This is a genomic window from Pseudovibrio sp. Ad5 (genome assembly GCF_001623095.1).
Taxonomy (GTDB): Bacteria; Pseudomonadota; Alphaproteobacteria; order Rhizobiales; family Stappiaceae; genus Pseudovibrio.
In genome coordinates, this window is record NZ_LMCH01000065.1 from 374,874 (window position 1) to 398,402 (window position 23,529).

Here is a 23,529-nt window from a genome sequence, read left to right on the forward strand (position 1 = left end):
CGATCCTATTGAAGTTCCCCCGCCAGAACAACAAAAGCCCCACCACAAGGGCGGGGCTTTCAGTAGTCATCAAATGCTTCACAGATCAACTGTCGCCGAAGAACTCCGCATCATACCCCATAGAGGCCTTGAGAAGCTCCTGCGTGTAAGCTGTCTCCGGTGTAGAGCTGCGCATCGCTTCCACATCCATCACCTCAACAACCTCACCATGCTGCATCACGGCAATCTCATCACACATATGCGCAACCACTGCCAGATCGTGCGTCACCATCACATAGGTAAGGTTATGTTCCTTCCGCAGATCAGCAAACAGGTTCAGAATTTCCGCCTGCACAGATACATCCAACGCTGAAGTTGGCTCATCCAATAACAGGATCTCCGGCTCCAACATCAAAGCACGTGCAACAGCCACACGCTGTCGCTGACCACCGGAAAGCTGATGCGGATACCTGAAGCGAAAATCAGCTCCGAGTCCAACGTCATCCAAAGCCCGAAGCACACGACCATCAACATCGTCAAACCCATGTAATTTCAAGGGTTCTGACAAAACTCGGTCTACAGTATGGCGTGGGTGCAAGGACGCATAGGGATCCTGAAAAACCATCTGAATCTTGCGGGCAAAAACCTTGTCACGCTTATGCGAAACAGGGGCGCCGTCAATATCGATCTCACCATCCCAGCTCTCAACCAGCCCACACACAGCGCGCAGTACAGTTGACTTACCTGAGCCAGATTCACCGACAATACCAAAACTGCCGCCTTGCTGAACCTTAACGCTCACATTCTTGACAGCCTGAAAGCGATCCGGTCCCTCACCGAAATAGACGTTGAGGTCTTTGATCTCGAGGCGAGCGTCTTTTGTTGCTTCCGCAACCCATGGCTTACGTTCCATCACAGCACTATCAGACCCGGGCATCGACACTGACCTCCTGCTTCCAGCTGTCCTGACGTTGCAGTGCTTCAAGGCGTCCCTTGGGCTCCTCAATGCGAGGCAGCGCATTCAGCAACCCACGTGTGTAAGGATGCGTCGCATTGTGCAGCTCGCTGGCCTTACAGGTCTCTACAATACGTCCTGCGTACATAATGATAATTCGGTCACAGAAGGACGAGACAAGATTCAGATCGTGACTGATGAAGATCAGCCCCATTCCGCGCTCCTGCACCAACTTGTCCATGATCGCCAGCACCTTCATCTGCACAGTCACATCCAGAGCAGAGGTCGGCTCATCAGCAATCAGCAGCTTTGGATCAGTGATCAGCATCATCGCGATCATCACACGCTGCCCCATACCGCCTGAAAGCTCATGCGGATAAGAATTGAACACACGCTCAGGGTTGCGGATCTGAACAGCCTCCAACATCTCCAGAGCGCCCTGACGAGCCTCACGGCGAGAAGATTTGGTGTGCAGGCGCAGAGCCTCACAGATCTGTTTGCCAACCGTGTGAACAGGGTTCAGCGAAAACTTCGGATCCTGCATCACCATGGAGATCTGGTGACCACGGATTTTCCGCATCTGCCGTTCCGAATAGTCCAGCAGATTCTCACCATTGAACTTAATCGACTTGGCTTCCATCTGACCCGGAGACCGGATCAGACGCAAAATACTCCGTCCAGTCATAGATTTACCGGAGCCACTTTCGCCCACAATGCCAACGCGCTCACGCCCGACAGAGAACGAAATACCACGAACCGCATCAACGGTACCGCTACGTGTTGGGAAACGAACCCAAAGGTCCTCAACGCTTAAAAGCGTATCACTCATGGTTCTCTCCCCTAGCTCTGGCTCTTTTTCGGATCAAGAATATCGCGCAAACCATCACCCAACAGGTTGAAGCCCAAAGACACGATAAAGATCGCCATACCCGGCATGGCAGCAACCCACCAATGGTCCAGAATAAACTTGCGACCAGCAGAGATCATTGCACCCCACTCAGGCTCTGGAGGCTGGGCACCAAGACCAAGGAAACCAAGGCCGGCAGCTGTCAGAATAATCCCCGCCATATCAAGCGTCACACGCACGATGATGGAAGACAGACACAGCGGCCATACATGCCCGATGATGATATGCATGACACCAGCCCCCTGCAAACGCACAGCGCTGATGTAATCTGCATTGCGAATGGTCAGAGTTTCAGCGCGAGCAATACGCGCATACGGAGGCCATGCCGTCAGGCTGATCGCGATAATCGCACTCTCGATACCCGCCCCAAGCGCAGCAACGAAGGCAAGCGCCAAAATAAGCTTGGGAAACGCCAGGAAGATATCAACCAGACGCATAAGTGCCTGATCAACCCAACCGCCCAGGTAACCCGCAACAGTTCCAATCAGCAATCCGAACACTGGTGCTGTGAACGCTACAATGCCTACAATCAGAAGCGTAATGCGGGAACCATAAACGAGGCGGCTCCAGATGTCCCGGCCAAGCTCATCAGTTCCAAGCAGGTGACCATCGACCCCCGGCGCGGTCAAACGTTTGGCAAGGTCTTGTGCATTTGGCTCTGTTGTTGCCAGCAGCGGCGCAAAAATCGCCATCAGAACCAAGCTCAGAATAATCAGGAACCCGAGAAACGCGAGTTTGTTTTCATAGAGTTTCATCCACCCCATATAAAACTGCACAGCGCGCGCGTGTCCGCGGGATGTAGGTGCATCAGAGGAGAGCCATGCTTTTAAGCCAGCTCTGTCAGGCACGTTAGATTTTACAGGTGCTGTTGTCATCGTGCCCTCGGATCAACCACTTTGTACATGAAGTCAGAGAAGAGATTGAGGCCCACAAAGATAGCACCAACCACAACTGTTCCACCCAGCACCGCATTCATATCGGCAGAAAGCAGAGCATTGGTGATGTAGTTGCCCAGACCCGGCCATGAGAAGATAATCTCTGTCAGCACAGACCCTTCCAGCAGGTTCGCATAGGAAAGCGCGATCACCGTAATAAGCGGGATCATCACATTCGGCAGCGCATGACGCCAGATCACAGCAGTCTCGGAAACACCCTTCACGCGCGCAGTGGTGATATACTCCTGAGAGAACTGTTCCAGCATAAACGAGCGGGTCATCCGGGAAATATAAGCAATAGAATAATAGCCAAGAATACTTGCAGGCAGAATGATGTGGCTCACCGCATTCCAGAAGATCTCGATCTCTCCTGCAATCAAGCTATCGATGAGGATCATGCCTGAGACAACAGGAACAATGTCTTCATAATAGATGTCGATACGACCCGGGCCACTAACCCAGCCAAGAATACCGTAGAAAATCAAAAGGCCCATCAAGCCAAACCAGAAGATCGGCATGGAGTAGCCAAACAGGCCAACAAGGCGGATCAGCTGGTCCGGCCAACGGCCTTCATTCACTGCAGCCAAAACCCCCATCGGCACGCCAATGCCAACGCCAGCAATCGTCGCGAGAGTTGCAAGCTCTAGTGTAGCCGGGAAAACGCGGGCAATGTCCTCAACAACGGGCCGCGCTGTCAGCGTCGACATCCCGAAGTCGCCCATCGCCACCTGCTTCAAGAATAGCATAAACTGTACGTAAAGCGGCTGATCAAGACCCATGGCCTTGTAGGCAGCTTCATAAATTTCCTGAGAGGCACGTTCACCGACAACCGCGAGGACCGGGTCGACTGGCATAACGCGCGCAATAATGAAGGTGACGAAAAGAAGCCCCACCATAGTGATGGCAATGGAGAAAAGGCCAGCGATTAAACCTTTTAAAATCTTGTAGAGCGGCGAGGTAAACCCTCGCCGCGCCACAGTCGCTGTATTTTCAGCGATGCTCATTTATATTTAGCCAATCTATTTTTTTACAGGCCAGTAGTAAACAGCGGTCACAGCGCCTCCAGGATTAAACCCGGTCACGTTTGCACGCATAGAGTTCTGTTCAATCTTCTGGAACATAACTGCAAACGGAGCTTCTTTCTGGAAGGTCTTCTGAGCTTGCACGTACATGCGAGCACGCTTTTCGCGGTCACTTTCCTGTACAGCCAGATCGGTCAACTTGGTCAGCTCTGTTGCTGGGTAAGCGTTACGCCATGCCAGTTTACCAACATGCTTACCTTCATCGGAGTTATCCGGGTTGTTTGCGAAGGTATCAGCATTTGTGTGTGGATCTGGGTAATCCGGACCCCATGCACCCACGTAGATCTGGAAGTCACGAGCGCGGTAACGACCAAGGATCTGCTTGCCAGTTCCCTGTGTGATAGAGGCGCGAATGCCAGCCTGAGCAAAGGTGTTCTGCAAGCTCTGAGCAATTTCAACACGCTCAGTTGCATTACGAACGATGAACTCAACATCGAAACCATCGGCATAACCAGCCTGATCGAGCAGCTCTTTAGCTTTCTCAACGTTCAGTGAGAAGGGAGTGTCCTTCAGTTCGCCCATATAGGTCTGCGGAAGGAACGCCTGCTGGATGGTGTACTGGCCCTTCAGGAAGGAACCGGTCATGCCTTTGTAGTCAACGAGGTACTTCAGAGCTTCCGCAACCTTTGGGTGGGATAGCGCCTTATCCTTCTGGTTGAAGGAGATGTACATCAGACGACCACGGAGCGTGTCTTCAACCTTCAGGTCTTCATTGGTGGAGATCGCAGTAATATCTTCTGGAGACAGATGACGTGCAACATCAACATCGCCTTTTTCCAGCATCAGGCGCTGAGAAGCAGATTCCATCACGTGACGCACGATAACGCGCTTCATCGCAACTTCACCACGCCAGTAACCTGGAACAGCAGTCAGAGAATAAGACTCATTGGGCTTCCAGTTTTGAAGTTTGAAAGCGCCAGAACCTGCTGAATTTGTTTTCAGCCAGCCGTTACCCCAGTCGCCATCAACTTCGTTAGATTTTACCAACTCACTGTCAACAATAGAAGCAATCGCAGCTGTGAAACAGTTCAACACAAAAGAAGGTGCGTACTTCTTATCTGTTGTGATCTGGAAGGTGTTGGCATCAACTGCCTTAATCGTATCTTCCATGTTCTCAGCTGTAAAACCAAACTGAGTAACAATGAAAGATGGCGTCTTTTTCATAGCAACAGCACGACGTAAGCTGAATTCAGCATCCTTCGCAGTTACCGGATTACCTGAGTGGAACTTGATGCCTTCACGCATTTTGAAGGTGAAGGTTCTTCCGTCCTCAGAGATTTCCCAGCTTTCCGCAAGTCCTGGCTGATAACCTTTGGAAAGATCGGAAGGATCAAGATCTACGAGTTTGTCATAGATGTTATTTGCCATGTCGGAGCCAGAGAACTCAAACATTTCTTGCGGATCAAGGGAAATGAGGTCATCAATGCGGCCAGCAATGATGAGCATGTTAGGTGGTGTTGCAGCACCAGCCTCAGAGATGATAGCGCCGGAAATTGGCATCGCCACGCTTGCAGCAAGCGCCAGCGAGAGAAGACTACGCTTAAATTGCATTATAAAATGCTCCCCTATTTATAAAATGCCTTCACATCGTTAGTCGCACGAAGGCGAAAGAATTGTAACCGCATCTAAGTGCAATCACTGATTAAATTCTTTCACTTTTTAAGAATGGGAACAAGTACCCTTGGTTGAGCTCAGCCAAAGAATACCATGCGCCAGCTCAATCCTTGCTTGATTCTGGACGGCTAACCTTGCGGTTTCTGCCAGTAATCAAACCTCCCCTAACGGACTAGTCAATTGGTATGATCAAGCCTGATTCAGTCTAAAAAAATCAGCTATTTAATCGTTTTAAGAAATGAAGAGGCGTCTCAGAAAAAGTAAACGCTGCACACAAGGTGCAGCGTTGGAACTCTATGCCAAATTGGAGTGAGCCTGTGAGCAATTTTATTTATCACGCACCCTTAAGAGTTGCAGTATTTTCATGTTGACCTAACGTCCCCAATTTAGAAAACGCGAATCCGTCACCACCAAACACATGCGCATGGCTGCAATCCAGCTTCACTTTACAGCTCTCGCCAGCCTTCGCAGTAGCATCACCCCTGCCCTGAACAGTGATCAAAGAGCCATCAGTCAAGCGCACATGCAGGAAGTGGCTCTCGCCAAGTTCCTCAATAACCTCGACCTTCCCGGAAAGCTCGCCTTCCGTTCCGCTGCCCATGTGCTCGGGACGAATGCCAAACTCAACCTTGTCGCCAACAGCAAGGCCAGTCGGATCAACGACAACCTTCACAGGATCAGAACCGATAACCGACAGCTCAACACCGTCTTCAGCAACACCTGTCACCTGCGCCTCAATGAAGTTCATCTTCGGCGACCCGATGAAGCCAGCCACAAACTTGTTGCGTGGACGATGGTACAGCTCAAGCGGGCTTCCAACCTGCTCAATCCGGCCAGCATTCAGCACCACAATCCGGTCTGCAAGCGTCATTGCCTCCACCTGATCGTGGGTCACGTACACCATGGTGGCGTCCATGTCCTGATGCAGCTTGGCAATCTCAATACGCATCTGCACACGCAGCGCCGCATCAAGGTTGGAAAGCGGCTCATCGAATAGGAAGACTTTAGGATTCCGAACAATCGCACGGCCAATCGCCACGCGCTGACGCTGACCACCAGAAAGCTGCTTCGGCTTGCGTTCCAGCAACGGAGTCAGCTCAAGGATACGAGCCGCCTCCATCACCTTCTCTTTGATATCCTCTTTTGAATGCTTGGAGAGCTCTAGGCCAAACGCCATATTCTCATAAACATTCATGTGCGGATAAAGAGCATAGCTCTGGAACACCATGGCTATCTTGCGTTCCTTAGGAGAGCGCTGGTTCACCAGATCTCCATCAATGAACATGTCACCATCAGTGATATCTTCAAGCCCTGCAATCAGGCGCAATAAAGTCGATTTACCGCAGCCGGATGGCCCAACAAACACGATCAACTCGCGATCTTTGATCTGCAAATCAACGCCGTGGATGATGCGGGTTGACCCGAAGTCCTTGACGATACCCTTGAGTGTTACATCTGCCATGGTGTTGCCCTCAGCTTAGTTCTTTGAGATTTGCAAGTAAGCCACTTGCCATGCAGGCAGGTTGAGTGCCTCGCCGTCCATTTCCGCACTAAATCCATGCCCCTCCAGCAACGCAGCAGAGCTGTACGCTCCCAGAGCAACACGCATATCATCATTTGTCAGGTTGAAGACGCAAAGCACTTGTTCGCCTTCATGCTCACGCACAAACGCCAGAACATCCTCTCCCAGATCAGCAAAGTCCAAAGACCCCTTTTGCAGAACCTTCTGGTCCTTACGCCACTGCAGGTATTTCGCTGTCCTGCGAAGTGGAGAAGCCTCATCTCCAGCCTGAACTTCCGCACTGTGATCCAGATGGTCTTGCGCCATCGGCAGCCATGGCTTGCCAGTGGTAAAGCCACCGTCCTTGGTCCAAGCAATCGGCGTACGGCACCCGTCACGACCTTTGTACTCAGGCCAGAACTCAATGCCATAAGGATCTTGAAGGTCTTCCAGAGCCACATCAGCTTCTTTAAAGCCCAGTTCCTCACCCTGATAAATGCATGGGCTACCACGCAAGGAGGCGCTTAGCGCCATCAAAGCTGGTGTAGCCACCTGAGGATCAACATCAGCAGGAAGCCTTGATCCCATACGCTTCACATCGTGGTTGGACATCGCCCAGCTCGGCCAGCCCTCAGTCACAATGTTCTGCAGGTTGGTCACCCGCTCACGCACATAGGTTGCAGTTGGCGTGTTGGAAAGCAGATCAAAGCTGTACGCCATGTGCAGGCGCCCCTCGCCAGAGGTGTACTGCTTCATGATCTCACTGGCTTCATGCCCTGCACCAATTTCACCAACTGTGGTGGTGTTCGGATACTCGTTCATCACAGCCCGTAAGCGCTCAAGGAACGGCAGGTTTTCTGGCTGCGATTTGTCAAACTTGTGATCCTGGAACGCATAAGGGTTCACACCGGTCACATCCGCAAGGCTATCCGGATCGGGATATGGCGAGTTGTCACGCAGCTGCTTGTCGTGAACGTAAAAGTTCACGGTATCCAGACGGAACCCGTCAACACCCAGCTCCAGCCAGAACCGACCTGCATCAAGCACGGCCTGTTGCACTTCCTCGCAATGGAAATTCAGATCAGGCTGAGAACGCAGGAAGTTATGCAGGTAGTACTGACAACGGCGGCTGTCCCACTGCCAGGCAGAACCACCAAAGATAGAGAGCCAGTTGTTTGGCGGAGAACCATCAGCCTTCGGGTCTGCCCAGACATACCAGTCAGACTTGCTGTTGGTCTTATTGCTCCGGCTTTCCTTAAACCACTCATGTTGCTCAGAGGTGTGCGAAATCACCAGATCGATCAGAACACGAATGCCCTTGCCATGCGCTTTAGCTACCAGCTCTTTGAAATCATCCAGAGAGCCAAACATCGGATCAACGTCTTCATAATCAGAAACGTCGTATCCAAAGTCATCCATCGGCGACTTCATGAAAGGCGAGATCCAGATCGCATCAGCACCAAGGTCGGAGATGTAGTCCAGCTTCTCTGTAATACCTGGAAGGTCACCAATGCCGTCGCCATTGCTATCTGCGAAAGACCGCGGATAGATTTGATAAATGACTGCGCCCCGCCACCAATCCGGATCGTTCGCCAGAACGCGATGGCTTGTATTTTCGTTTATTGGGGTAGAGAGGTTCATTCCAGTTATCCTTTAACCGCACCAGCTGTAAGACCAGCGACGATTTTTCGTTGAAACACCAGGACTAGGACCACGATCGGGACGGTCACTAGTACAGAAGCAGCCATGATATTGCCCCATGGCAGCTCGTATTCAGTTGCACCGGACATCAGGGCAATCGCCACTGGCACGGTGCGAACTTCGTTGGATAGAGTAAAGGTGAGCGCGAACAGGAACTCGTTCCACGCACCGATGAAGGCAAGCAGACCAGTGGTCACCATCGCTGGCCACATCAGCGGCAGGAAGATCCGGCGCACAATGGTCAGCGGAGAAGCTCCGTCAACAACCGCAGCCTCTTCAAGCTCCTTCGGCAGCTCCTTCATAAAGGTGGTTAGCACCCACACAGTAAACGGCAGGGTCAACACCGTGTTCGGGATAATCAAACCCGGCAGAGAGTTGTAAAGTCCCATGGAGCGGATCAACTCATACATGCCGGAGAGGATCGCCACCTGCGGGAACATGGAGACAGACAGGATCGTCATCAACAACAGACCACGGCCCCGGAAGTGGATACGAGCCAGCGCATAAGACGCTGTCACTGCAATAATCAGCGACAGGACCACAACAGATGTCGCAACAATCACTGAGTTCAGAATATTGAGGCCAAACGGCTGCTCTTTGAAGATGGAGAAATAGTTTCCCATCGTGAAGGATGTTGGGAATACGGACGGATTGAACAGCTCCTGCCCACTACGGAAACTCGTGACAATCGCGTAATAGAACGGGAAGACCGAGAAAATCACGACCACAACAACCAGCGAGTAAAACAGAATAGACTTCATCTGTCTGTTCATGACTGTTCTCCTTCACCAGATTTCAATCCGCCAGCCACCACAGTAATGGTCGTCAACAAGGCAATCACAATGAACAGCAGCGTTGCAGCGGCAGAGCCGTAGCCAACTTCCTGGAAATCCACCAGCTGCTGCCTTGCATAGACTGACATGGACATGGTCGACGTAGAGCTGGACGTCAGCACGTAAATCAGATCGAACACACGCAGCGCATCAAGACTGCGGAAAATCACCGCAACAATGATTGCCGGACGGATCAGCGGCAACGTCACCTTGAAGAACACGCGGATCGGGTTGATGCCGTCCACGCGGGCAGCCTCATAGATATCACCCGGAAGCATCTGAAGGGCAGCAAGGGTCAGCAGTGCCATGAACGGTGTTGTCTTCCAGACATCCACCATGATCACAGCCCACATCGCGGTGGAAGGATCAGCCGTCCAGGCAATCGGCTCAGACAGAATGCCGACACTCAGCAGAATTTCGTTGATCACACCAAACTGGTCGTGAAGCATCCAGCCCCACATCTTGGCGGAAACAATGGTCGGGATCGCCCAGGGGATCAGAACCGCAGCACGCACAAGGCCGCGTCCTTTGAACTCCGCATTCAGGATCAACGCAATGAGAAGCCCGAACAGAGTTTCAAAACCAACAGAGATGACAGAGAACCAGAGAGTATTCCAAACCGCATTCCACCACTCGGCATCAACGAGAACGCCATAAGCCTCTCCGTCATAATACGAGAGATAGTTCTCAAAGCCGATGAATTGAGATTGGCTGAGATCTGTGAGGTTTGCGTCGGTAAAACCCAACCAGATGGTGCGAAGCAACGGCCAGCCTGCAACAGCGGCCAATGCAATCATCATGGGGGCGAGAAAAAGCCACGCGGCGCGCAATCTGGCAGAGCTCAGATTGGAGCGTTTTGCCTTACGAGTGGCTGTACCATCCTGCTGAAGAGCAAGGGTCATCCTCTGATCCTTGGTTTCTTTATTTCAGGGAAACTCCAAGGAACCACCCAGGAGCTCGGTTCAGTGTTGCGGCCATCGGGAGGCCGCAACACAGATCGCAAGTCTAGGGAGGAGACTTACCAGCCTTTACGCTTGATGCGTTTCAGGTTCTTTTCAAGCTTCGCAAGGGATGCCTCTGCTTCGGTTTTACCGGAAAGCACGTCATGCACTGCATTGTAAAATGCATTGGAAACTTTGTTGTAGTTAGAGCCAGTTGCACGGGATGGACGTGCCACAGCATTGGTGAAGGTATCTTTCAACTGACCCATGAACGGGCTTGCTGCAAGAACATCCGCATCAGAGTACAGCTCAGCAATGGTTGGGTTGTAAGACCCTTCGATAGCGCGCTGTTTCTGGCTCTTCTTGCTGGTCAGGTGCATTACAAGGCTTGCAGCTGCTTCTGGGTCTTTGGAGTATTTGGAAACAGCAAGCTGCCAGCCACCAAGAGTACCAGTCTGCTTTCCGTCTTCACCACCCTTAGGCAGAGCCATCACACCGATTTTGCCTTTGATCGGAGAATCGTCAGCCTGACCGAGAGACCATGCATAAGGCCAGTTCCGCATGAACACTGCATTACCGGACTGGAACACACCGCGTGCATCTTCTTCCTGATAGGAAAGAACACCGGAAGGTGCAATTGTACCGGTCCAGCTTGCTGCAAGGGACAGAGCTTTTACAGCTTTTTCGTTGTTGATGGTGATATCACCATCAGCGTTCACAACATCGCCGCCGCCGAAGCTGTCGACCCACTCAAGAGCGTCACAGGTCAGACCTTCATAAGCCTTAGCCTGATAAACAAAGCCCCACATTTTATTGTTGCCAGCAGCACGTTCTGCATCCTGGATCTTCTTCGCACTCGCGGTCAGATCACCCCAGGTTTCAGGAGCTTTTTCACCATGCTTTTCGAGCAGGTCTTTGCGGTAGAACAGCAGGCCAGCATCAGTGTACCAAGGCATAGCAACCAGCTTGCCCTTGTAGGTGTTGTTCGCAACGATTGGCTGGAAGTGCATGTCTTCTGCGCCATTGGAATATGGCTTCAGATCAGCAAGGTGGCTTCCCAGAATACCCGGCCAGATAACGTCAATCTGGAAAACATCAATATCAGAAGAACCAGAGCTCAGGATCTGCTGGTACAGCGCCAGCTGCTCGGTAGATGATGCAGGTGCAGCGAAAAACTTAACGGTGTTGCCAGTTTCTTTGGCCCACTCGGTTGCAGCACCTTTACAGAGCTTAGCACCCTGACCAACGCTACCACAAACAACGGTAACTTCAGCAGCCATTGCATAACCCGCAACGCCAGCCATACCAGCAACAGCAACAGCAGAACCTAATAATGTACGACGGATACCCATAATGGGACGCCTCCCTGTTTCGTCCATGGCCCTTGATTCAACGAATTCCCAATCGTTGTCCGGCCATTAATTACCCCTCCAGAGCGAAGGGCTCCCCAAACACTGGTCATCTTTCAAAAGATTCCCAAAGCGCTTTGAGACAAGCAAAGTTTAGTCACCGGTCTAAGTCAATAGTAAAAATCCGTAGGAACTTTTGTGAGGCTGTCCATCTGGCGTCATATTTTGCAACGCAGCACCCACAAAATAGCTGAATTCTCCTAAGTTTAGAGCCCACCATATGTGGTATTTTACTGCATCTCTGAAAAATATCAGTTTTCCACTGTCTCCGTTACCGTTTCCAAAGCGCTTTGGAAAAGACAAAGGTCCTACTGGATTTTAGGCAGACTTCTGGGCTAGATTTCATCCAAGCATGCGGGAGAAAAAGGGGCTATAAACAAGGCGCACAGCAAGTTTGAGCCATTGAATTATTATGAATCTTAAGAGTTTAGCCAATCACCTCGGTCTTTCACAAACCACAGTCAGCAGAGCTCTGAACGGGTATTCTGACGTGTCTCTCGCCACCCGAAACCGGGTTTCGGAGGCAGCAAAGACCTATGGCTATCGTCCCAATGTCAACGCACGCCGTCTGGCAACCGGACGCTCCTGCGTGATCGGCATCGCCTTCCCCACTGACATGAACATGTTTCTCGACCCGCATTTCATCGAGTTTCTGACAGGTCTTTCAGAGAAGGCATCCGAGCTTGACTACGACATCATGATCTCCTCCTCGCAGAGTGAAGAAGTGGACGTCTACCGCCGCTTTGCGGAAAAAGGCACAGTTGATCTGGTAATCCTGTCCAACGTGGATCTGAGTGAAGAACGCATCCGTCTTCTGCAAGACCTCAACATGCCATTCATCGTGCATGGCCGCACTGCCACCTGTGATAGCTACTCGTACATCGACATCGACAACTACGGCGTCTTCCACGAGCCCACAAAGATGCTGCTGGAAATGGGTCACGACAAGATCGCTATCCTCAACGGCCATCCAAACCGTGTCTACGCCATTGACCGGCTTAACGGCTGGCAGGATGCGTTGAAGGAAAGAGGCGTCACGCCGAACCCGAATTATATGCGTGCAGGCGCTATGTCAGAGGAAAACGGCTACACCTTCGCCATGGAGATCTTGAAGCTCAAAAACCGCCCGACTGCCCTGCTCTGCTCAAGTGTGGTCATGGCAAAAGGCGCGTACAGAGCCTGTAACGAACTCGGCATCAAGATCGGTTCTGAAGTCTCCATCGTCGCCCACGATGACAACGTGCCCCTCGCACAAGCATCTGACATGAACCCGCCACTGACCGTCACCCGCTCTCCACTGCGCGACGCAGGCCGGGAGATCGCAATTATGGCCATGAACTACCTCAAGGGCACAGACATCAAAGAGCTGCAATGCCTGTGGCACCCGGAACTTATTTTCCGCAAATCTGTAGGCGCACCGCCACGCACTGACATCTAGCCTAGGGAATTTACTCAGTTCCTTGAGTGGGATCATTGCCATACAACTTGAGTCTGAGGCTATAGTGTAACGTAGCTGCACATTCAGGTTGGGGCCCCTATGCCAACGCCAGTATTTATCGCTGAAAACACGACTAAAACCTATGTCACCAACGAGGTTGAGGTGCACGCACTTCGCGGTGTCTCCATGACACTCTTTGAAGGTGAAATGGTTGTGCTGCTTGGACCATCCGGCTCCGGCAAATCCACATTCCTGAACATTCTCGGCGGGTTAGACAATGCCACCTCCGGCACGGTCTCGTTCATGGGCAAGAACCTGACCGACTTCAGCGAAAGCGAACTGACCCGCTATCGGCGCGATTACGTCGGCTTCGTCTTCCAGTTCTACAACCTCATTCCCAGCCTCAACGCATGGGAAAACGTGGCTCTGACAACAGAGATCGCCAAGAACCCAATGGACCCGCAGGAAGCCCTGGAACTGGTCGGCCTCGGCAAACGCTCCTCCCACTTCCCGGCAGAGATGTCCGGCGGCGAACAGCAGCGCGTCGCTATCGCCCGCGCCATCGCCAAAAGACCGGAGGTTCTGCTTTGCGATGAACCCACTGGCGCGCTCGACACCAAAACCGGCACACTGGTTCTGGAAGCCTTACAGCGCATCAATCTGGAACTTGGCACGACCACCGCAATCATCACGCACAACACAGCCATTCAACAAATGGCGAACCGTGTTTATGTCTTCAAAGACGGTGCCATTGAGAGCACCCACGAGAACGAAACACCCATGCAGCCTTCGGAGGTTGCATGGTAGCTTTGCCCGTCCTTGACCGAAAAGTCATCCGCGACTTGAAACGCCTGTGGGCGCAAGTGCTCGCGATTGCTTTGGTCATGGCGTGCGGAGTGATGACGCTGATTCTCGCACAAGGCGCCTACCGCTCTCTCAGCCAGACACAGGAAACCTATTACGATCAGTACCGCTTCGGCCACATCTTCGCACAGGCCGTCCGTGCACCTGATCACCTGAAAGACCGCATCGCAGCCATTGATGGCGTAGCAGCTGTCGAAATGCGCATCGTCCGCTCCGCCATCCTCGACATTCCGCAGATGGCAGAACCCGCCGCTGGCATCGCGCTTTCCTTGCCCTCAGGCAGAAAGCCCGCCGTCAACCGCCTCTACTTACGCGCAGGCCGCTTGCCGGAGGGCTCTCGCACCAATCAGGTCGCTCTGGATTCTCGCTTCGCCAAAGCACATGGCCTCAACCCCGGCGACACTTTTAGCGCAATCTTGAACGGTAAGAAGCTCAACCTCGAAATAACCGGCATCATCCTCTCGCCTGAGTTCATCTACGCCCTCGGCCCCGGAGATCTGGTCCCCGACGACCGCCGCTTTGCAGTCTTCTTCATGGCTCAATCCGCCATGGAAGGCCTGTTCGACATGAAGAACGCGGCCAACGACATCTCCCTGAGGCTGCTCAGGGGCGCCTGCACACCTTGTGTGCTGGAACAACTCGACCGCCTGCTCAAACCATACGGCGGCACCGGCGCGTATAAACGCAAAGACCAGCAATCCCATGCCTTTCTGGATGCGGAGCTCACCCAGCTTTCCGCCATGGCAAAAGTACTGCCCCCCATATTCCTGCTGGTCTCCGCTTTCCTCGTCAACATGATCCTGTCCCGCCTGATCGCTCTGGAGCGGGAGCAGATCGGCCTCCTGAAAGCCTGCGGTTATTCCTCATGGTCCGTCGCAGGTCACTACGCCAAACTCGTCTCTTTCATTGCGCTTCTGGGTGTTGGAATCGGTTCCATTGCTGGCAATTACATGGGCAAGTTGATGACCCAGATGTATGCGCAGTACTTCTCGTTCCCATTCCTCGTGTTCGATGAAAGCCCGCACCTCTACCTCATCGCCGCCGCCATCTCGCTACTCGCTGCTTTGGGCAGTGCGCTCTCTTCCATCATGAAAGCCGCCCGCCTGCCACCCGCAGTCGCCATGCGTCCACCTGCGCCGCCACGCTTCCGCAGCCTCCTCTCGCTCAAGTCAAAGCGCGTGCGCATCCTGTCCCAGCTCAGCACCATGGGCCTGCGCCATCTCATGCACAATCCGGTCCGCAGCCTGCTTACCAGCCTTGGCGTCTCCTTCTCGCTGGCCTTGCTCGTCTCTGCGCTGTTCCTGACCAATTCCATGGACCACATGATCAATGTGGCCTTCAACAAAGCGGAAACCGCAGATGCCCGCCTGACACTGGCAGATGACAAAGCCCCCAGCGTGCTCGATGACATCCTGCGCCTGCCCGGCGTTCTCACCGCAGAAGCCTACAGACAAGAACCTGTCATCTTGCGCTTTGGTCCCAAAGAAAAGCGCGTTGCCATAACAGGCCGCCCAACCAACGCCAACCTCTCCCGCATTCTGGACCTTGATGAGCGCGCTATTGAAATGCCCCGCACCGGTCTCATGCTGCCAACTCACCTCGCCAACCAGCTGGGTGTAAAGCCGGGCGAGATGCTCACCGTAGAGCTCACCAAGCACAACTCCGTTGAGCGACAGGTCCGTGTCTCCGGCACTGTCACCAGCTACATGGGCATCTCCGCCTCCATGCACATCGACGCGCTGAACGCCCTTGTACCCACTGGCCCGCGCATCTCTGATCTGGCCATCAATATCGACCGTACACGGCTTGATGACCTTTACGATGCGGTCAAAGAAACTCCGGGCCTCGGCGGCATCGCCATGCAGATGCTCTCTCGCGAGAAGTTCCGCGAGCTCATGGACCAGAGCTTCACCTCCATGCTGGTGACCTACATCACCATCGCCGTCATCGTGGCCTTCGGCGTGGTCTACAACGCCGCCCGCATTCAGCTGTCAGAGCGGGGCCGCGAACTGGCCAGTCTCCGCGTTATCGGCTTCTCCAAACAGGAAGTCTTCCATGTCATTCTGGTGGAGATGGCCATGATTGTTCTGCTGGCACAGCCCATGGGCTGGCTCATCGGCTATGGCATGGCAGCAGGCATGATACAGGGCCTCGCCAGTGATCTCTTCCGCGTGCCACTTGTGGTGCTGCCAAGCACCTACGCCATCGCCAGCTTTGTCATTCTCACAGCCGCACTGGCCTGTGCGCTTATCGTGCGCCGCCGTGTGGGCAAACTTGATCTCATCAAAACCTTAAAAACGAGGGAATAGGAATGAACGGTAAATACGTCAAACGAGGCGCATATATTGCTGTCGCCCTGCTCGTTCTTCTCCTCATTGGTTGGGCCTTGCGGGAAAAGCCAATCTCCGTTGAAACAGCCAAAGTCACTCGCGGCGACCTGATTGTCACCGTGGAGGAAGACGGCAAAACCCGCGTCAAAGAGATCTACAAAATCTCCGCCCCAATCGCCGGACGGGTGGACCGTTCTCTGCTGGAAGTCGGCGACAAAGTATCTCGCGGTGAAACAACCGTTGCCACTATCAACCCGCTCACGACCCCGTTCATGAACGCCCGCACCAAAGCAGAGGCACTGGCAGGCGTTGAAACCGCTAAAGCCGCCATCACACTGGCAGAAGCTGAGCTCGCCTCCGCCAAGGCAGAGCACAAACTGGCCAAGTCAGAGCTCATCCGCGCCCAACGCCTCAACCGCTCCAAAACCATCTCTGACGCCCAACTGGAGCGCGTGGAAATCGACGTCACCTTGAAAGCCGCCAAGGTGCAAAGCGCTGAAGCACAGATCGCCCAGCGCAACAGCGATCTGCAAAGTGCCAAAGCCCGCTTGATAGAGCCTCACATCGCCCAAGACCCCGAACGGTCTGAAGAGCTGGCCGTCCGCATGATCACCCCCATCAACGGCGTCGTCCTCAATCTGGCAGTCGAAAGCGAGCAGACCATCCAGTCTGGCGCATTATTGATGGAACTGGGTGACCCAGCAGATATCGAGGTGGTCGTCGACCTGCTTTCCACGGAAGCAGTCAAAATCACAGAGGGTGCAAAGGCAACATTGGTTGATTGGGGAGGCAACACCTTGAAAGCAACGGTTCGCCGCATTGACCCTGCTGGCTTCACCAAGGTCTCAGCCCTCGGCATCGAAGAACAACGCATCAACGCTATTTTGGATCTGGACACCCCGGCTCTGGAACTCGGCCACGGCTTCCACCTGCGCGCCGCCATCGAAACATGGCACGGCAAAAACGTCCTGCGCATCCCCATGACAGCCCTCTTCAGAGAAGGCAACGACTGGGCCACCTTCAAAGTCATCGACGGCAAAGCCCAACTCCAACTCCTGACCATCGGCGCCTTCAACCAGGACATGGCCGAAGTCCGCACTGGTTTGAACCAGAACGACACCGTGATCCAGTTCCCAGGAGATACGGTCTCACATGGCACAGCAGTGGTGGCGGAGTGAGGGAAGAACATCTCAAGAATTCTCTTCGACGCAACAGTCGCAATTAATAAGATTACAACCATGAGATAAATACTTAGATAATATTTCAATATTGCCGAGCGAAATAAAAGAACCACATGAGAATATAACTTTAACTACATGTGAGCAGGTAAAATGAATCGCACTTCAAAATCTAAGGTATGGAGTAAGGCCAAAAAAATAAAAGGTAAAAATCCAAGTAAGTACCGCCAAGACCCCTATGGCAAAACTATTCACTATAACAGTCATGGGAAAGCAAGCCCTATGGGCTGGGATGTTGACCACATCAAACCAAAGTCCAGAGGCAGTAATGACAACATACGGAATCTACAAGCACTTAGTTCTGGCATTAATAGGAGTAAGGGCAATAGCTTAGTTAAAAAGAGCCGTCATTCCAAATGCAACAAGTAGAATCGAGAAGATATCCGACTTACAATCGGACCTTCTCTGCCTCTCTCTCCCGCCGGGCCAGTTCCATCTTCCACCAGCGATCTCGCAGAGTGACGCGGTTTTCGCGGTAGCGGTCTTCCAGCACATCCATGTGGGCCACACGGTCTGTCCGGAAGGCGCGGAAGTCCTTGCGCAGCTCACACCACGCCACGATCATTCGAGAATGTGCAAAGAAGGTCAGGCTCAGCGGCCATATCAGGCGCTCGCTCATCTCACCCTGCGCGTCCTCATAAGTCAGCCGCAACTTGTTCTGCCCGCGAATAGCCTGCCGCACATCCTTCAGCTCAATCCGTGCGGTGGGAATCGGCTCCACCCCAAAATCCGGCGCATAGAGCGGGGCTTCAATAAACTCGTCCCGCGCTTCGGGAGACAGCACCGCCGCAATCTTGGCAATCACATCGCTGGCTGTGCGAATAAGCTGTTCATCCCCTCGCACCTGAACGTGGCGCAGGCCCATCATCACCGCTTCCAGCTCATCACTGTTGAACATCAACGGCGGCAGATCGTACCCCTCATCCAGCACATAACCGACACCCGCCTCCCCGCGGATCGGCACTCCGGTCGATTGCAGGCTGACAATGTCGCGGTAAAGCGTGCGAACAGAGATTTCCAGCTCCTCCGCCATCGCATCACCGGTCACCGGCCCACGGTGACGTCGCAACAACTGAACGACCTGCAGCAACCGATCTGCCCTGCGCATGTAATCCTCCGGAAAGTTTCTGCCAGAAATTTTGGGAACGCCAAACACTCCTGACACAATGCTGTCAGGAGCACCTTGCTACCAATCCCCCACGAAACACAAGCGGAGAAAGCAAATGCTCACACATCACAAATTCAGCGCCAAACTCGATGGCGTCAGCGCAAGCCCGTTTTGCCTGAAAGTAGATATCCTGCTCGCCATGGCAGGCCTCTCCCACGATGTTCTGGAAGGCCCGGCAGCCCTGCAAACCGCCCCAAAGGGCAAGCTGCCTGTCATGAAGGACAACGAAGAGCTCATTGCCGATTCCGAGTTCATCAGACGGCATTTGGTGGTCAATTATAACGCTGATTTTTCAGGAGGTTATTCTGAAGCCGAACTGGCTGTTGGGCACGCCTTCATGCGCATGGCAGAACATTCATTGTACTTCGTCACCGTCTGCACCCGCTGGCTACCAGATGAGAATTTCGCCATTATTGAAGACCAATTCTTCGGTATCTTGCCACCAGAAATGCGCAGCTCTCTTGCAAACGAATCTCGCAAAAGCGTCATCGCCAAAGTCAACAACCATGGCTACGGTCAGCACACATGGAAAGAACGCCTCGCATTGGGCCGTGCAGACCTGCAAGCCATCTCCACCCAACTCGGTGACAAACCATTTCTGCTCGGCGACCGCCCCTGCTTTGCTGATGCCGCCATCGGCGCCCAAATCCTCTGCACCCTCTCCAACCTGCCCTTCTCCGGCTGGAGAAAGACCGTCGAGCAGTTCCCCAACCTTGTCGCCTACGCTAACCGGATCAAAGAAGCCTACCCGGAGGAGGCAACCGAAGCCGCCTAATCAACACCCCCGCCGGATTGGTGCGTCCGGCGGGGGCTTGTCACATTCACTGCGACTGCTTCAAATACGCAATCACACCCTCAGCATTCTTCGCCGGATCACTCACCGGATACATAACGTGTTCCACCACACCATCCTTGATGATCATGGTGAGCCTTTTCAGCAGAACCATGCCTCCTGCCTCAAAAGTCGGCAACTCCATCGCCTTCGTCAGTTCCAGTTCCTCATCAGAAAGCAAAGCAAACGGCAGATGCAAACGATCAGCAGCTTCAGCCTGAAACGCTGTCGACTGAGTAGAAAGCCCAAACACCGCTTTTGCCCCAAACGCTTTTAACTCACCAAAGTGATCCCGGAATGCACAGGATTGAGGCGTACATCCACGAGCTCCGGGAATGAGATCCCACCCTTCAATTAGCCCTTCATTTGGAGGGCTCGTTCTAGGATAGGCATAGACAACAGTGCGGCCCTGTAACGCTGACAAATCAATCATCTCAGCATTGGTTGTCCGCAGTTTCAGCGCCGGAAGCTGCTGCCCAAGCAAACTCTTAATGTCAGTCACAACCACTCAAACCTTCTCCAATAAAAACCCCGCCGAACTAACTCATCCGGCGGGGCTATCTCACTCATAAAACATCGCCGCTAAGCATCTTGGGTCATCAGCTGCTGGTTCTTGCGTGCCATCACTTGCCGCACCACAACAGGCAGCATCAACACTCCACCGATTGCCATGGTTTGCAAGCCCGGCGCGACGAAGAACATCGCCGCAAAGGCCGTCCAATACCGCTCCAACTTGTTCAGACCAGCCAGCATGTAACCAGAGAACGCCACACCCAGCAGACCAATGCCACACATGGCACCCGCCAGAGTTACGGTCAGGTCGTACCAGGTGAACTCCGGCGTCACCAACAGCAGTGCTGGAGAATAAACGAACACAAACGGTACCAATGCTTTTGCGATACCAAGACGGAACGCCGTGTTACCTGTCTTGAACGGGTTCGCCCCCGCAATCCCCGCCCCTGCATAAGCAGCCAGCGCCACAGGCGGTGTAATGTCCGCCAGTACTCCGTAGTAGAACACGAAGAAGTGCGCCACCAGCGGCTGAACGCCCAGCAAGGCAAGCGCAGGTGCAGCAATGGAAACCAGAATGATGTAGGTCGCCGTTGTTGGAATACCCGCGCCCATGATGATGCAGGCAATTGCCGTAAACAGCAGCGTGAAGAACAGCGTCAGCCCATTCTGCGTCACATACTCAGCAAGCATACCGGACGCGATAAATCCGCCCAGATCAGACGCCGCCTGTGTCACCACAAACGAAAGCCGGAAGCCCGTTCCCGTCAGCGTCACCACGCCAACAATGATGCCAACAGCCGCAGCAGCAGCCCCAACAGCCAGCGAGTACTTGGCCCCAGTCGCCAGCGATTCAATCAGGTCTTTAAGACCCATCCGGTTATGCGGGTTTAAAATACCCACAACCACACAAGCGGTAATCCCCCACACAGCAGCAAAATCAGGCGTTTTACCGGAGATGATCAGGTAAACCAGAATGCCCAGCGGAATGACGGAGAGCCAGTGCTGCTTCATCACCACCAACGCTTTCGGCAGCTCATCCTTGGTCAAACCGCGCAAGCCAAGTCGCTTGGCTTCCAGATGCACCATCACGAAGATGCCGAAGTAATGCAGCATTGCCGGGAACATCGCCGCAAGCAGCACCTCACGATACGGGATCTCTAAAAACTCCACCATGATGAAGGCAGCAGCCCCCATAATCGGCGGCGTAATCTGCCCACCCGTTGATGCCGTCGCCTCAACGGCCCCAGCGAAATGCGGCGGATACCCAACCTTCTTCATCGCGGGAATGGTGAGTGACCCTGTCGTCACCGTGTTAGCAATGGAACTGCCGGAAATCGTGCCCAGCATGGCAGAGGAGAAGATCGCAACCTTCGCAGGCCCGCCTGCATAGCGTCCGGCAATCACAGAGGCCAGATCAATAAACAACTGCCCAAGGCCAATGCGCGTGGCTAAAACACCAAACAAAACAAACAGGAACACATACTTGGCAACCACCCCAATAGCGATGCCGTAAATGCCCTGGTTCGTCATGTAAAGGTGATTGATTAGCCCCGTCCAGCTCGCCCCCGGATGCCGCAGAGCGCCCGGTGCGTACATGCCGAACACCGCATAGCCAACAAAGATTAGTGCAATCAGCGGCAGCGTTGGCCCGACGGACCGGCGCGCAGCTTCCAGCACCAGCACCAACAACACGGTGCCCATGAACACGTCAATCGGCGCAGGAGCCCCAACACGGGAGGCAACCGCCTCAGCTGGCAGCAGTGGCAAATACATTGCCGCGGCCACAGCCATCACCGCCAACACGATATCCCACAGGTGCACTCCACTCGGGCGCCACCATGTGGAAGGTGCAGGTTGGCTGCTCGTGCTCTTGATGAAACTGAAAAGAACAAACACCAGCCCCAGCACAAACGAGAGGTGAATGCCGCGATGGACAAGCTCTCGAATAAGCCCGAAGCCGGACGCGTAATAATGATAGAGCGACATGGCAACAAGTGCCGCTGTTATAACAACAGCAAGCACCGGACCAGCCGCTCGGAATGTAAGGTCTGGATCGTATTTCCGTTCCAGATCCTCAAGGGATTGATCTGTCGTATCCTGAGACATCAGCCCTGCGTTTCGTTGAGATTGAAAACAGCAGCGCCCGGCAGATGTCTACCGGGCACCGCAAAATCATCAAAGGTGACCAAACCTTACTTGATCAGACCAGCTTCTTTGTAGAAACGCTCGGCACCCGGATGCAGCGGCACACCAAGACCGTCCGTTGCAGTTTCCATGGTGATGGTTTTGCCTTTGGAATGGCCAACATCCAGCAGCTTGCGGGTCTTGTCGTTCCACATCGCTTTGGTGATGTTGTAGATCAGTTCGTCCTCTTCTTTCGCGCTGGTGATCCACTGTGCACCAACGGTCAAAGTGGTTGTTGCATCAACACCCTGATAGGCACCAGATGGAATGTCGGAGCTTGCAAAGAAGCCGTATTTCTCAACCAGACTTTCAGCTTCCGGACCAGTGATCGGAACGATCTTGATGTCTTCAGCAGACGCCAGCTCAACCACAGCACCGGTTGGGAAACCAGCAACCACGAAGAACGCATCAACCTTGCCGTTACGCAGAGCTTCCGCCGCAGCAGAACCCTTCAGCGCTTCAGCAGTGATGTCAGAGGTGGAAAGGCCATAAGCTGCAAGGATCAGGTTCGCATCCGTGTATGTGCCAGAACCCGGCTCATCCAGAGACACGCGCTTGCCCTTCAGGTCAGCAACAGAGTTGATGCCGCTGTCAGCTTTTGCAATTAGATGAATATGCTCTGGGAACAACGCTGCGATGGAGCGCAGATCCTTCATCGGCTCTTTGCCTTCCATGGTACCAGTACCGGAAAACGCCCAGTAAGCAACGTCAGACTGTGCGAAACCAGAGTTACGCAGGCCGGAGTTGATCGCATTCACATTATCAACGGAACCACGGGAAGAAACAGCAGAAGCAATCAAACCCGGTACACCGCAAGACCCACCAGCATCACAGGCACGAGAGCCCGGAGGATTGGAGATCGCATTGGCGATCATGCCGCCAACCGGGTAGTAGGTGTAAGCTGTACCGCCTGTGCCAATGGTAAAGAACTTAAGGTCCTGCGCCAAAGCCTGACCAGAAAACAGCGCCGCGCCGCCAACAATAGCTGCAGCTGTCGCCAATTTAGTAATGGAAGATAGAAGCGTCATAGCCCCCCCGGGAAATATACGAGAGACAGGATACTCTACGGCGTAGAAGCGCCATAAAATCGTCTGCCCCAAACACT

The 23,529-nt window shown here is 53.5% G+C and carries 20 protein-coding genes; 6 read left to right on the plus strand and 14 right to left on the minus strand.

Annotation, left to right across the window (positions count from 1 at the left end):
* Positions 1–85: 85 nt before the first annotated feature.
* The 10 genes from PsAD5_RS24820 to PsAD5_RS24865 all read right to left on the minus strand — a co-directional run bounded on the left by PsAD5_RS24820 (position 86) and on the right by PsAD5_RS24865 (position 11,800).
* Positions 86–916 (minus strand): ABC transporter ATP-binding protein, encoded by an 831-nt coding sequence (locus PsAD5_RS24820; protein ID WP_063294053.1) that lies wholly within the window; start codon positions 914–916, stop codon positions 86–88.
* Positions 903–1,763, minus strand: a complete 861-nt coding sequence (locus PsAD5_RS24825) for an ABC transporter ATP-binding protein (RefSeq protein WP_063290107.1) — start codon at positions 1,761–1,763, stop codon at positions 903–905. Before PsAD5_RS24825 ends, PsAD5_RS24820 begins: the two co-directional genes overlap by 14 nt.
* Before the next feature lie 11 nt (positions 1,764–1,774).
* The gene (locus PsAD5_RS24830) at positions 1,775–2,716 is read right to left on the minus strand and encodes an ABC transporter permease (protein WP_057461258.1); all 942 of its coding nucleotides are present in this window, start codon (positions 2,714–2,716) and stop codon (positions 1,775–1,777) included.
* A complete protein-coding gene (locus PsAD5_RS24835; protein ID WP_063294054.1) occupies positions 2,713–3,780 on the minus strand; it encodes an ABC transporter permease in 1,068 nt (355 codons plus the stop codon). Before PsAD5_RS24835 ends, PsAD5_RS24830 begins: the two co-directional genes overlap by 4 nt.
* 15 nt (positions 3,781–3,795) lie before the next feature.
* Positions 3,796–5,409, minus strand: a complete 1,614-nt coding sequence (locus tag PsAD5_RS24840) for an ABC transporter substrate-binding protein (RefSeq protein WP_063294055.1) — start codon at positions 5,407–5,409, stop codon at positions 3,796–3,798.
* Between the two features lie 397 nt (positions 5,410–5,806).
* The gene (locus tag PsAD5_RS24845) at positions 5,807–6,934 is read right to left on the minus strand and encodes an ABC transporter ATP-binding protein (protein ID WP_063294056.1); all 1,128 of its coding nucleotides are present in this window, start codon (positions 6,932–6,934) and stop codon (positions 5,807–5,809) included.
* Positions 6,935–6,949: 15 nt separating this feature from the next.
* Entirely contained in the window at positions 6,950–8,614 is a 1,665-nt protein-coding gene (locus tag PsAD5_RS24850; RefSeq protein WP_063294057.1) for an alpha-glucosidase family protein, read from the minus strand.
* A 5-nt stretch (positions 8,615–8,619) separates the two neighbouring features.
* Entirely contained in the window at positions 8,620–9,447 is an 828-nt protein-coding gene (locus tag PsAD5_RS24855) for a carbohydrate ABC transporter permease (protein ID WP_063294058.1), read from the minus strand.
* A complete protein-coding gene (locus PsAD5_RS24860; RefSeq protein WP_063294059.1) occupies positions 9,444–10,409 on the minus strand; it encodes a carbohydrate ABC transporter permease in 966 nt (321 codons plus the stop codon). The genes PsAD5_RS24855 and PsAD5_RS24860 overlap by 4 nt, the downstream gene beginning before the upstream one ends.
* A gap of 116 nt (positions 10,410–10,525) precedes the next feature.
* Entirely contained in the window at positions 10,526–11,800 is a 1,275-nt protein-coding gene (locus tag PsAD5_RS24865; RefSeq protein WP_063290113.1) for an ABC transporter substrate-binding protein, read from the minus strand.
* 469 nt (positions 11,801–12,269) lie between these two features.
* Between PsAD5_RS24865 and PsAD5_RS24870 the strand changes: the two genes are divergently transcribed.
* The 5 genes from PsAD5_RS24870 to PsAD5_RS28905 all read left to right on the plus strand — a co-directional run bounded on the left by PsAD5_RS24870 (position 12,270) and on the right by PsAD5_RS28905 (position 18,096).
* The gene (locus tag PsAD5_RS24870) at positions 12,270–13,295 is read left to right on the plus strand and encodes a substrate-binding domain-containing protein (RefSeq protein ID WP_063294060.1); all 1,026 of its coding nucleotides are present in this window, start codon (positions 12,270–12,272) and stop codon (positions 13,293–13,295) included.
* 99 nt (positions 13,296–13,394) lie between these two features.
* Entirely contained in the window at positions 13,395–14,102 is a 708-nt protein-coding gene (locus PsAD5_RS24875) for an ABC transporter ATP-binding protein (RefSeq protein WP_063294061.1), read from the plus strand.
* Positions 14,096–16,468, plus strand: coding sequence for an ABC transporter permease (locus PsAD5_RS24880; protein ID WP_063294062.1), 2,373 nt, complete (start codon positions 14,096–14,098; stop codon positions 16,466–16,468). The genes PsAD5_RS24875 and PsAD5_RS24880 overlap by 7 nt, the downstream gene beginning before the upstream one ends.
* 2 nt (positions 16,469–16,470) lie before the next feature.
* Entirely contained in the window at positions 16,471–17,667 is a 1,197-nt protein-coding gene (locus tag PsAD5_RS24885) for an efflux RND transporter periplasmic adaptor subunit (protein WP_063294063.1), read from the plus strand.
* A gap of 282 nt (positions 17,668–17,949) precedes the next feature.
* A complete protein-coding gene (locus PsAD5_RS28905) occupies positions 17,950–18,096 on the plus strand; it encodes an HNH endonuclease signature motif containing protein (RefSeq protein ID WP_446737492.1) in 147 nt (48 codons plus the stop codon).
* 19 nt (positions 18,097–18,115) lie between these two features.
* Here PsAD5_RS28905 and PsAD5_RS24895 read toward each other — a convergent pair whose 3' ends face one another.
* Complete coding sequence (locus PsAD5_RS24895; protein WP_193778172.1) at positions 18,116–18,835, minus strand: helix-turn-helix transcriptional regulator; 720 nt, start codon at positions 18,833–18,835, stop codon at positions 18,116–18,118.
* A 115-nt stretch (positions 18,836–18,950) separates the two neighbouring features.
* Between PsAD5_RS24895 and PsAD5_RS24900 the strand changes: the two genes are divergently transcribed.
* The gene (locus PsAD5_RS24900; protein WP_063294065.1) at positions 18,951–19,670 is read left to right on the plus strand and encodes a glutathione S-transferase family protein; all 720 of its coding nucleotides are present in this window, start codon (positions 18,951–18,953) and stop codon (positions 19,668–19,670) included.
* Between the two features lie 46 nt (positions 19,671–19,716).
* Here the strand turns inward: PsAD5_RS24900 and PsAD5_RS24905 are convergent, their stop codons facing one another.
* From PsAD5_RS24905 to PsAD5_RS24915, 3 genes are all read right to left on the minus strand, one after another.
* Complete coding sequence (locus tag PsAD5_RS24905; RefSeq protein ID WP_446737489.1) at positions 19,717–20,229, minus strand: peroxiredoxin; 513 nt, start codon at positions 20,227–20,229, stop codon at positions 19,717–19,719.
* A gap of 80 nt (positions 20,230–20,309) precedes the next feature.
* Positions 20,310–22,346 carry a TRAP transporter permease gene (locus tag PsAD5_RS24910; RefSeq protein WP_063294067.1) on the minus strand — a complete coding sequence of 679 codons (2,037 nt, stop codon included), beginning with the start codon at positions 22,344–22,346 and terminating at the stop codon, positions 20,310–20,312.
* 86 nt (positions 22,347–22,432) lie between these two features.
* Positions 22,433–23,452, minus strand: coding sequence for a TAXI family TRAP transporter solute-binding subunit (locus PsAD5_RS24915; RefSeq protein WP_063294068.1), 1,020 nt, complete (start codon positions 23,450–23,452; stop codon positions 22,433–22,435).
* Positions 23,453–23,529 lie beyond the last annotated feature (77 nt).

What these genes read in the sequence shown, in the direction of transcription:
- PsAD5_RS24820 (WP_063294053.1), bottom strand. Translation starts at nt 916, where the DNA reads ATGCCCGGGTCTGATAGTGCTGTGATGGAACGTAAGCCATGGGTTGCG.
- PsAD5_RS24825 (WP_063290107.1), bottom strand. Translation starts at nt 1,763, where the DNA reads ATGAGTGATACGCTTTTAAGCGTTGAGGACCTTTGGGTTCGTTTCCCA.
- PsAD5_RS24830 (WP_057461258.1), bottom strand. Translation starts at nt 2,716, where the DNA reads ATGACAACAGCACCTGTAAAATCTAACGTGCCTGACAGAGCTGGCTTA.
- PsAD5_RS24835 (WP_063294054.1), bottom strand. Translation starts at nt 3,780, where the DNA reads ATGAGCATCGCTGAAAATACAGCGACTGTGGCGCGGCGAGGGTTTACC.
- PsAD5_RS24840 (WP_063294055.1), bottom strand. Translation starts at nt 5,409, where the DNA reads ATGCAATTTAAGCGTAGTCTTCTCTCGCTGGCGCTTGCTGCAAGCGTG.
- PsAD5_RS24845 (WP_063294056.1), bottom strand. Translation starts at nt 6,934, where the DNA reads ATGGCAGATGTAACACTCAAGGGTATCGTCAAGGACTTCGGGTCAACC.
- PsAD5_RS24850 (WP_063294057.1), bottom strand. Translation starts at nt 8,614, where the DNA reads ATGAACCTCTCTACCCCAATAAACGAAAATACAAGCCATCGCGTTCTG.
- PsAD5_RS24855 (WP_063294058.1), bottom strand. Translation starts at nt 9,447, where the DNA reads ATGAACAGACAGATGAAGTCTATTCTGTTTTACTCGCTGGTTGTTGTG.
- PsAD5_RS24860 (WP_063294059.1), bottom strand. Translation starts at nt 10,409, where the DNA reads ATGACCCTTGCTCTTCAGCAGGATGGTACAGCCACTCGTAAGGCAAAA.
- PsAD5_RS24865 (WP_063290113.1), bottom strand. Translation starts at nt 11,800, where the DNA reads ATGGGTATCCGTCGTACATTATTAGGTTCTGCTGTTGCTGTTGCTGGT.
- PsAD5_RS24870 (WP_063294060.1), top strand. Translation starts at nt 12,270, where the DNA reads ATGAATCTTAAGAGTTTAGCCAATCACCTCGGTCTTTCACAAACCACA.
- PsAD5_RS24875 (WP_063294061.1), top strand. Translation starts at nt 13,395, where the DNA reads ATGCCAACGCCAGTATTTATCGCTGAAAACACGACTAAAACCTATGTC.
- PsAD5_RS24880 (WP_063294062.1), top strand. Translation starts at nt 14,096, where the DNA reads ATGGTAGCTTTGCCCGTCCTTGACCGAAAAGTCATCCGCGACTTGAAA.
- PsAD5_RS24885 (WP_063294063.1), top strand. Translation starts at nt 16,471, where the DNA reads ATGAACGGTAAATACGTCAAACGAGGCGCATATATTGCTGTCGCCCTG.
- PsAD5_RS28905 (WP_446737492.1), top strand. Translation starts at nt 17,950, where the DNA reads ATGGGCTGGGATGTTGACCACATCAAACCAAAGTCCAGAGGCAGTAAT.
- PsAD5_RS24895 (WP_193778172.1), bottom strand. Translation starts at nt 18,835, where the DNA reads ATGCGCAGGGCAGATCGGTTGCTGCAGGTCGTTCAGTTGTTGCGACGT.
- PsAD5_RS24900 (WP_063294065.1), top strand. Translation starts at nt 18,951, where the DNA reads ATGCTCACACATCACAAATTCAGCGCCAAACTCGATGGCGTCAGCGCA.
- PsAD5_RS24910 (WP_063294067.1), bottom strand. Translation starts at nt 22,346, where the DNA reads ATGTCTCAGGATACGACAGATCAATCCCTTGAGGATCTGGAACGGAAA.
- PsAD5_RS24915 (WP_063294068.1), bottom strand. Translation starts at nt 23,452, where the DNA reads ATGACGCTTCTATCTTCCATTACTAAATTGGCGACAGCTGCAGCTATT.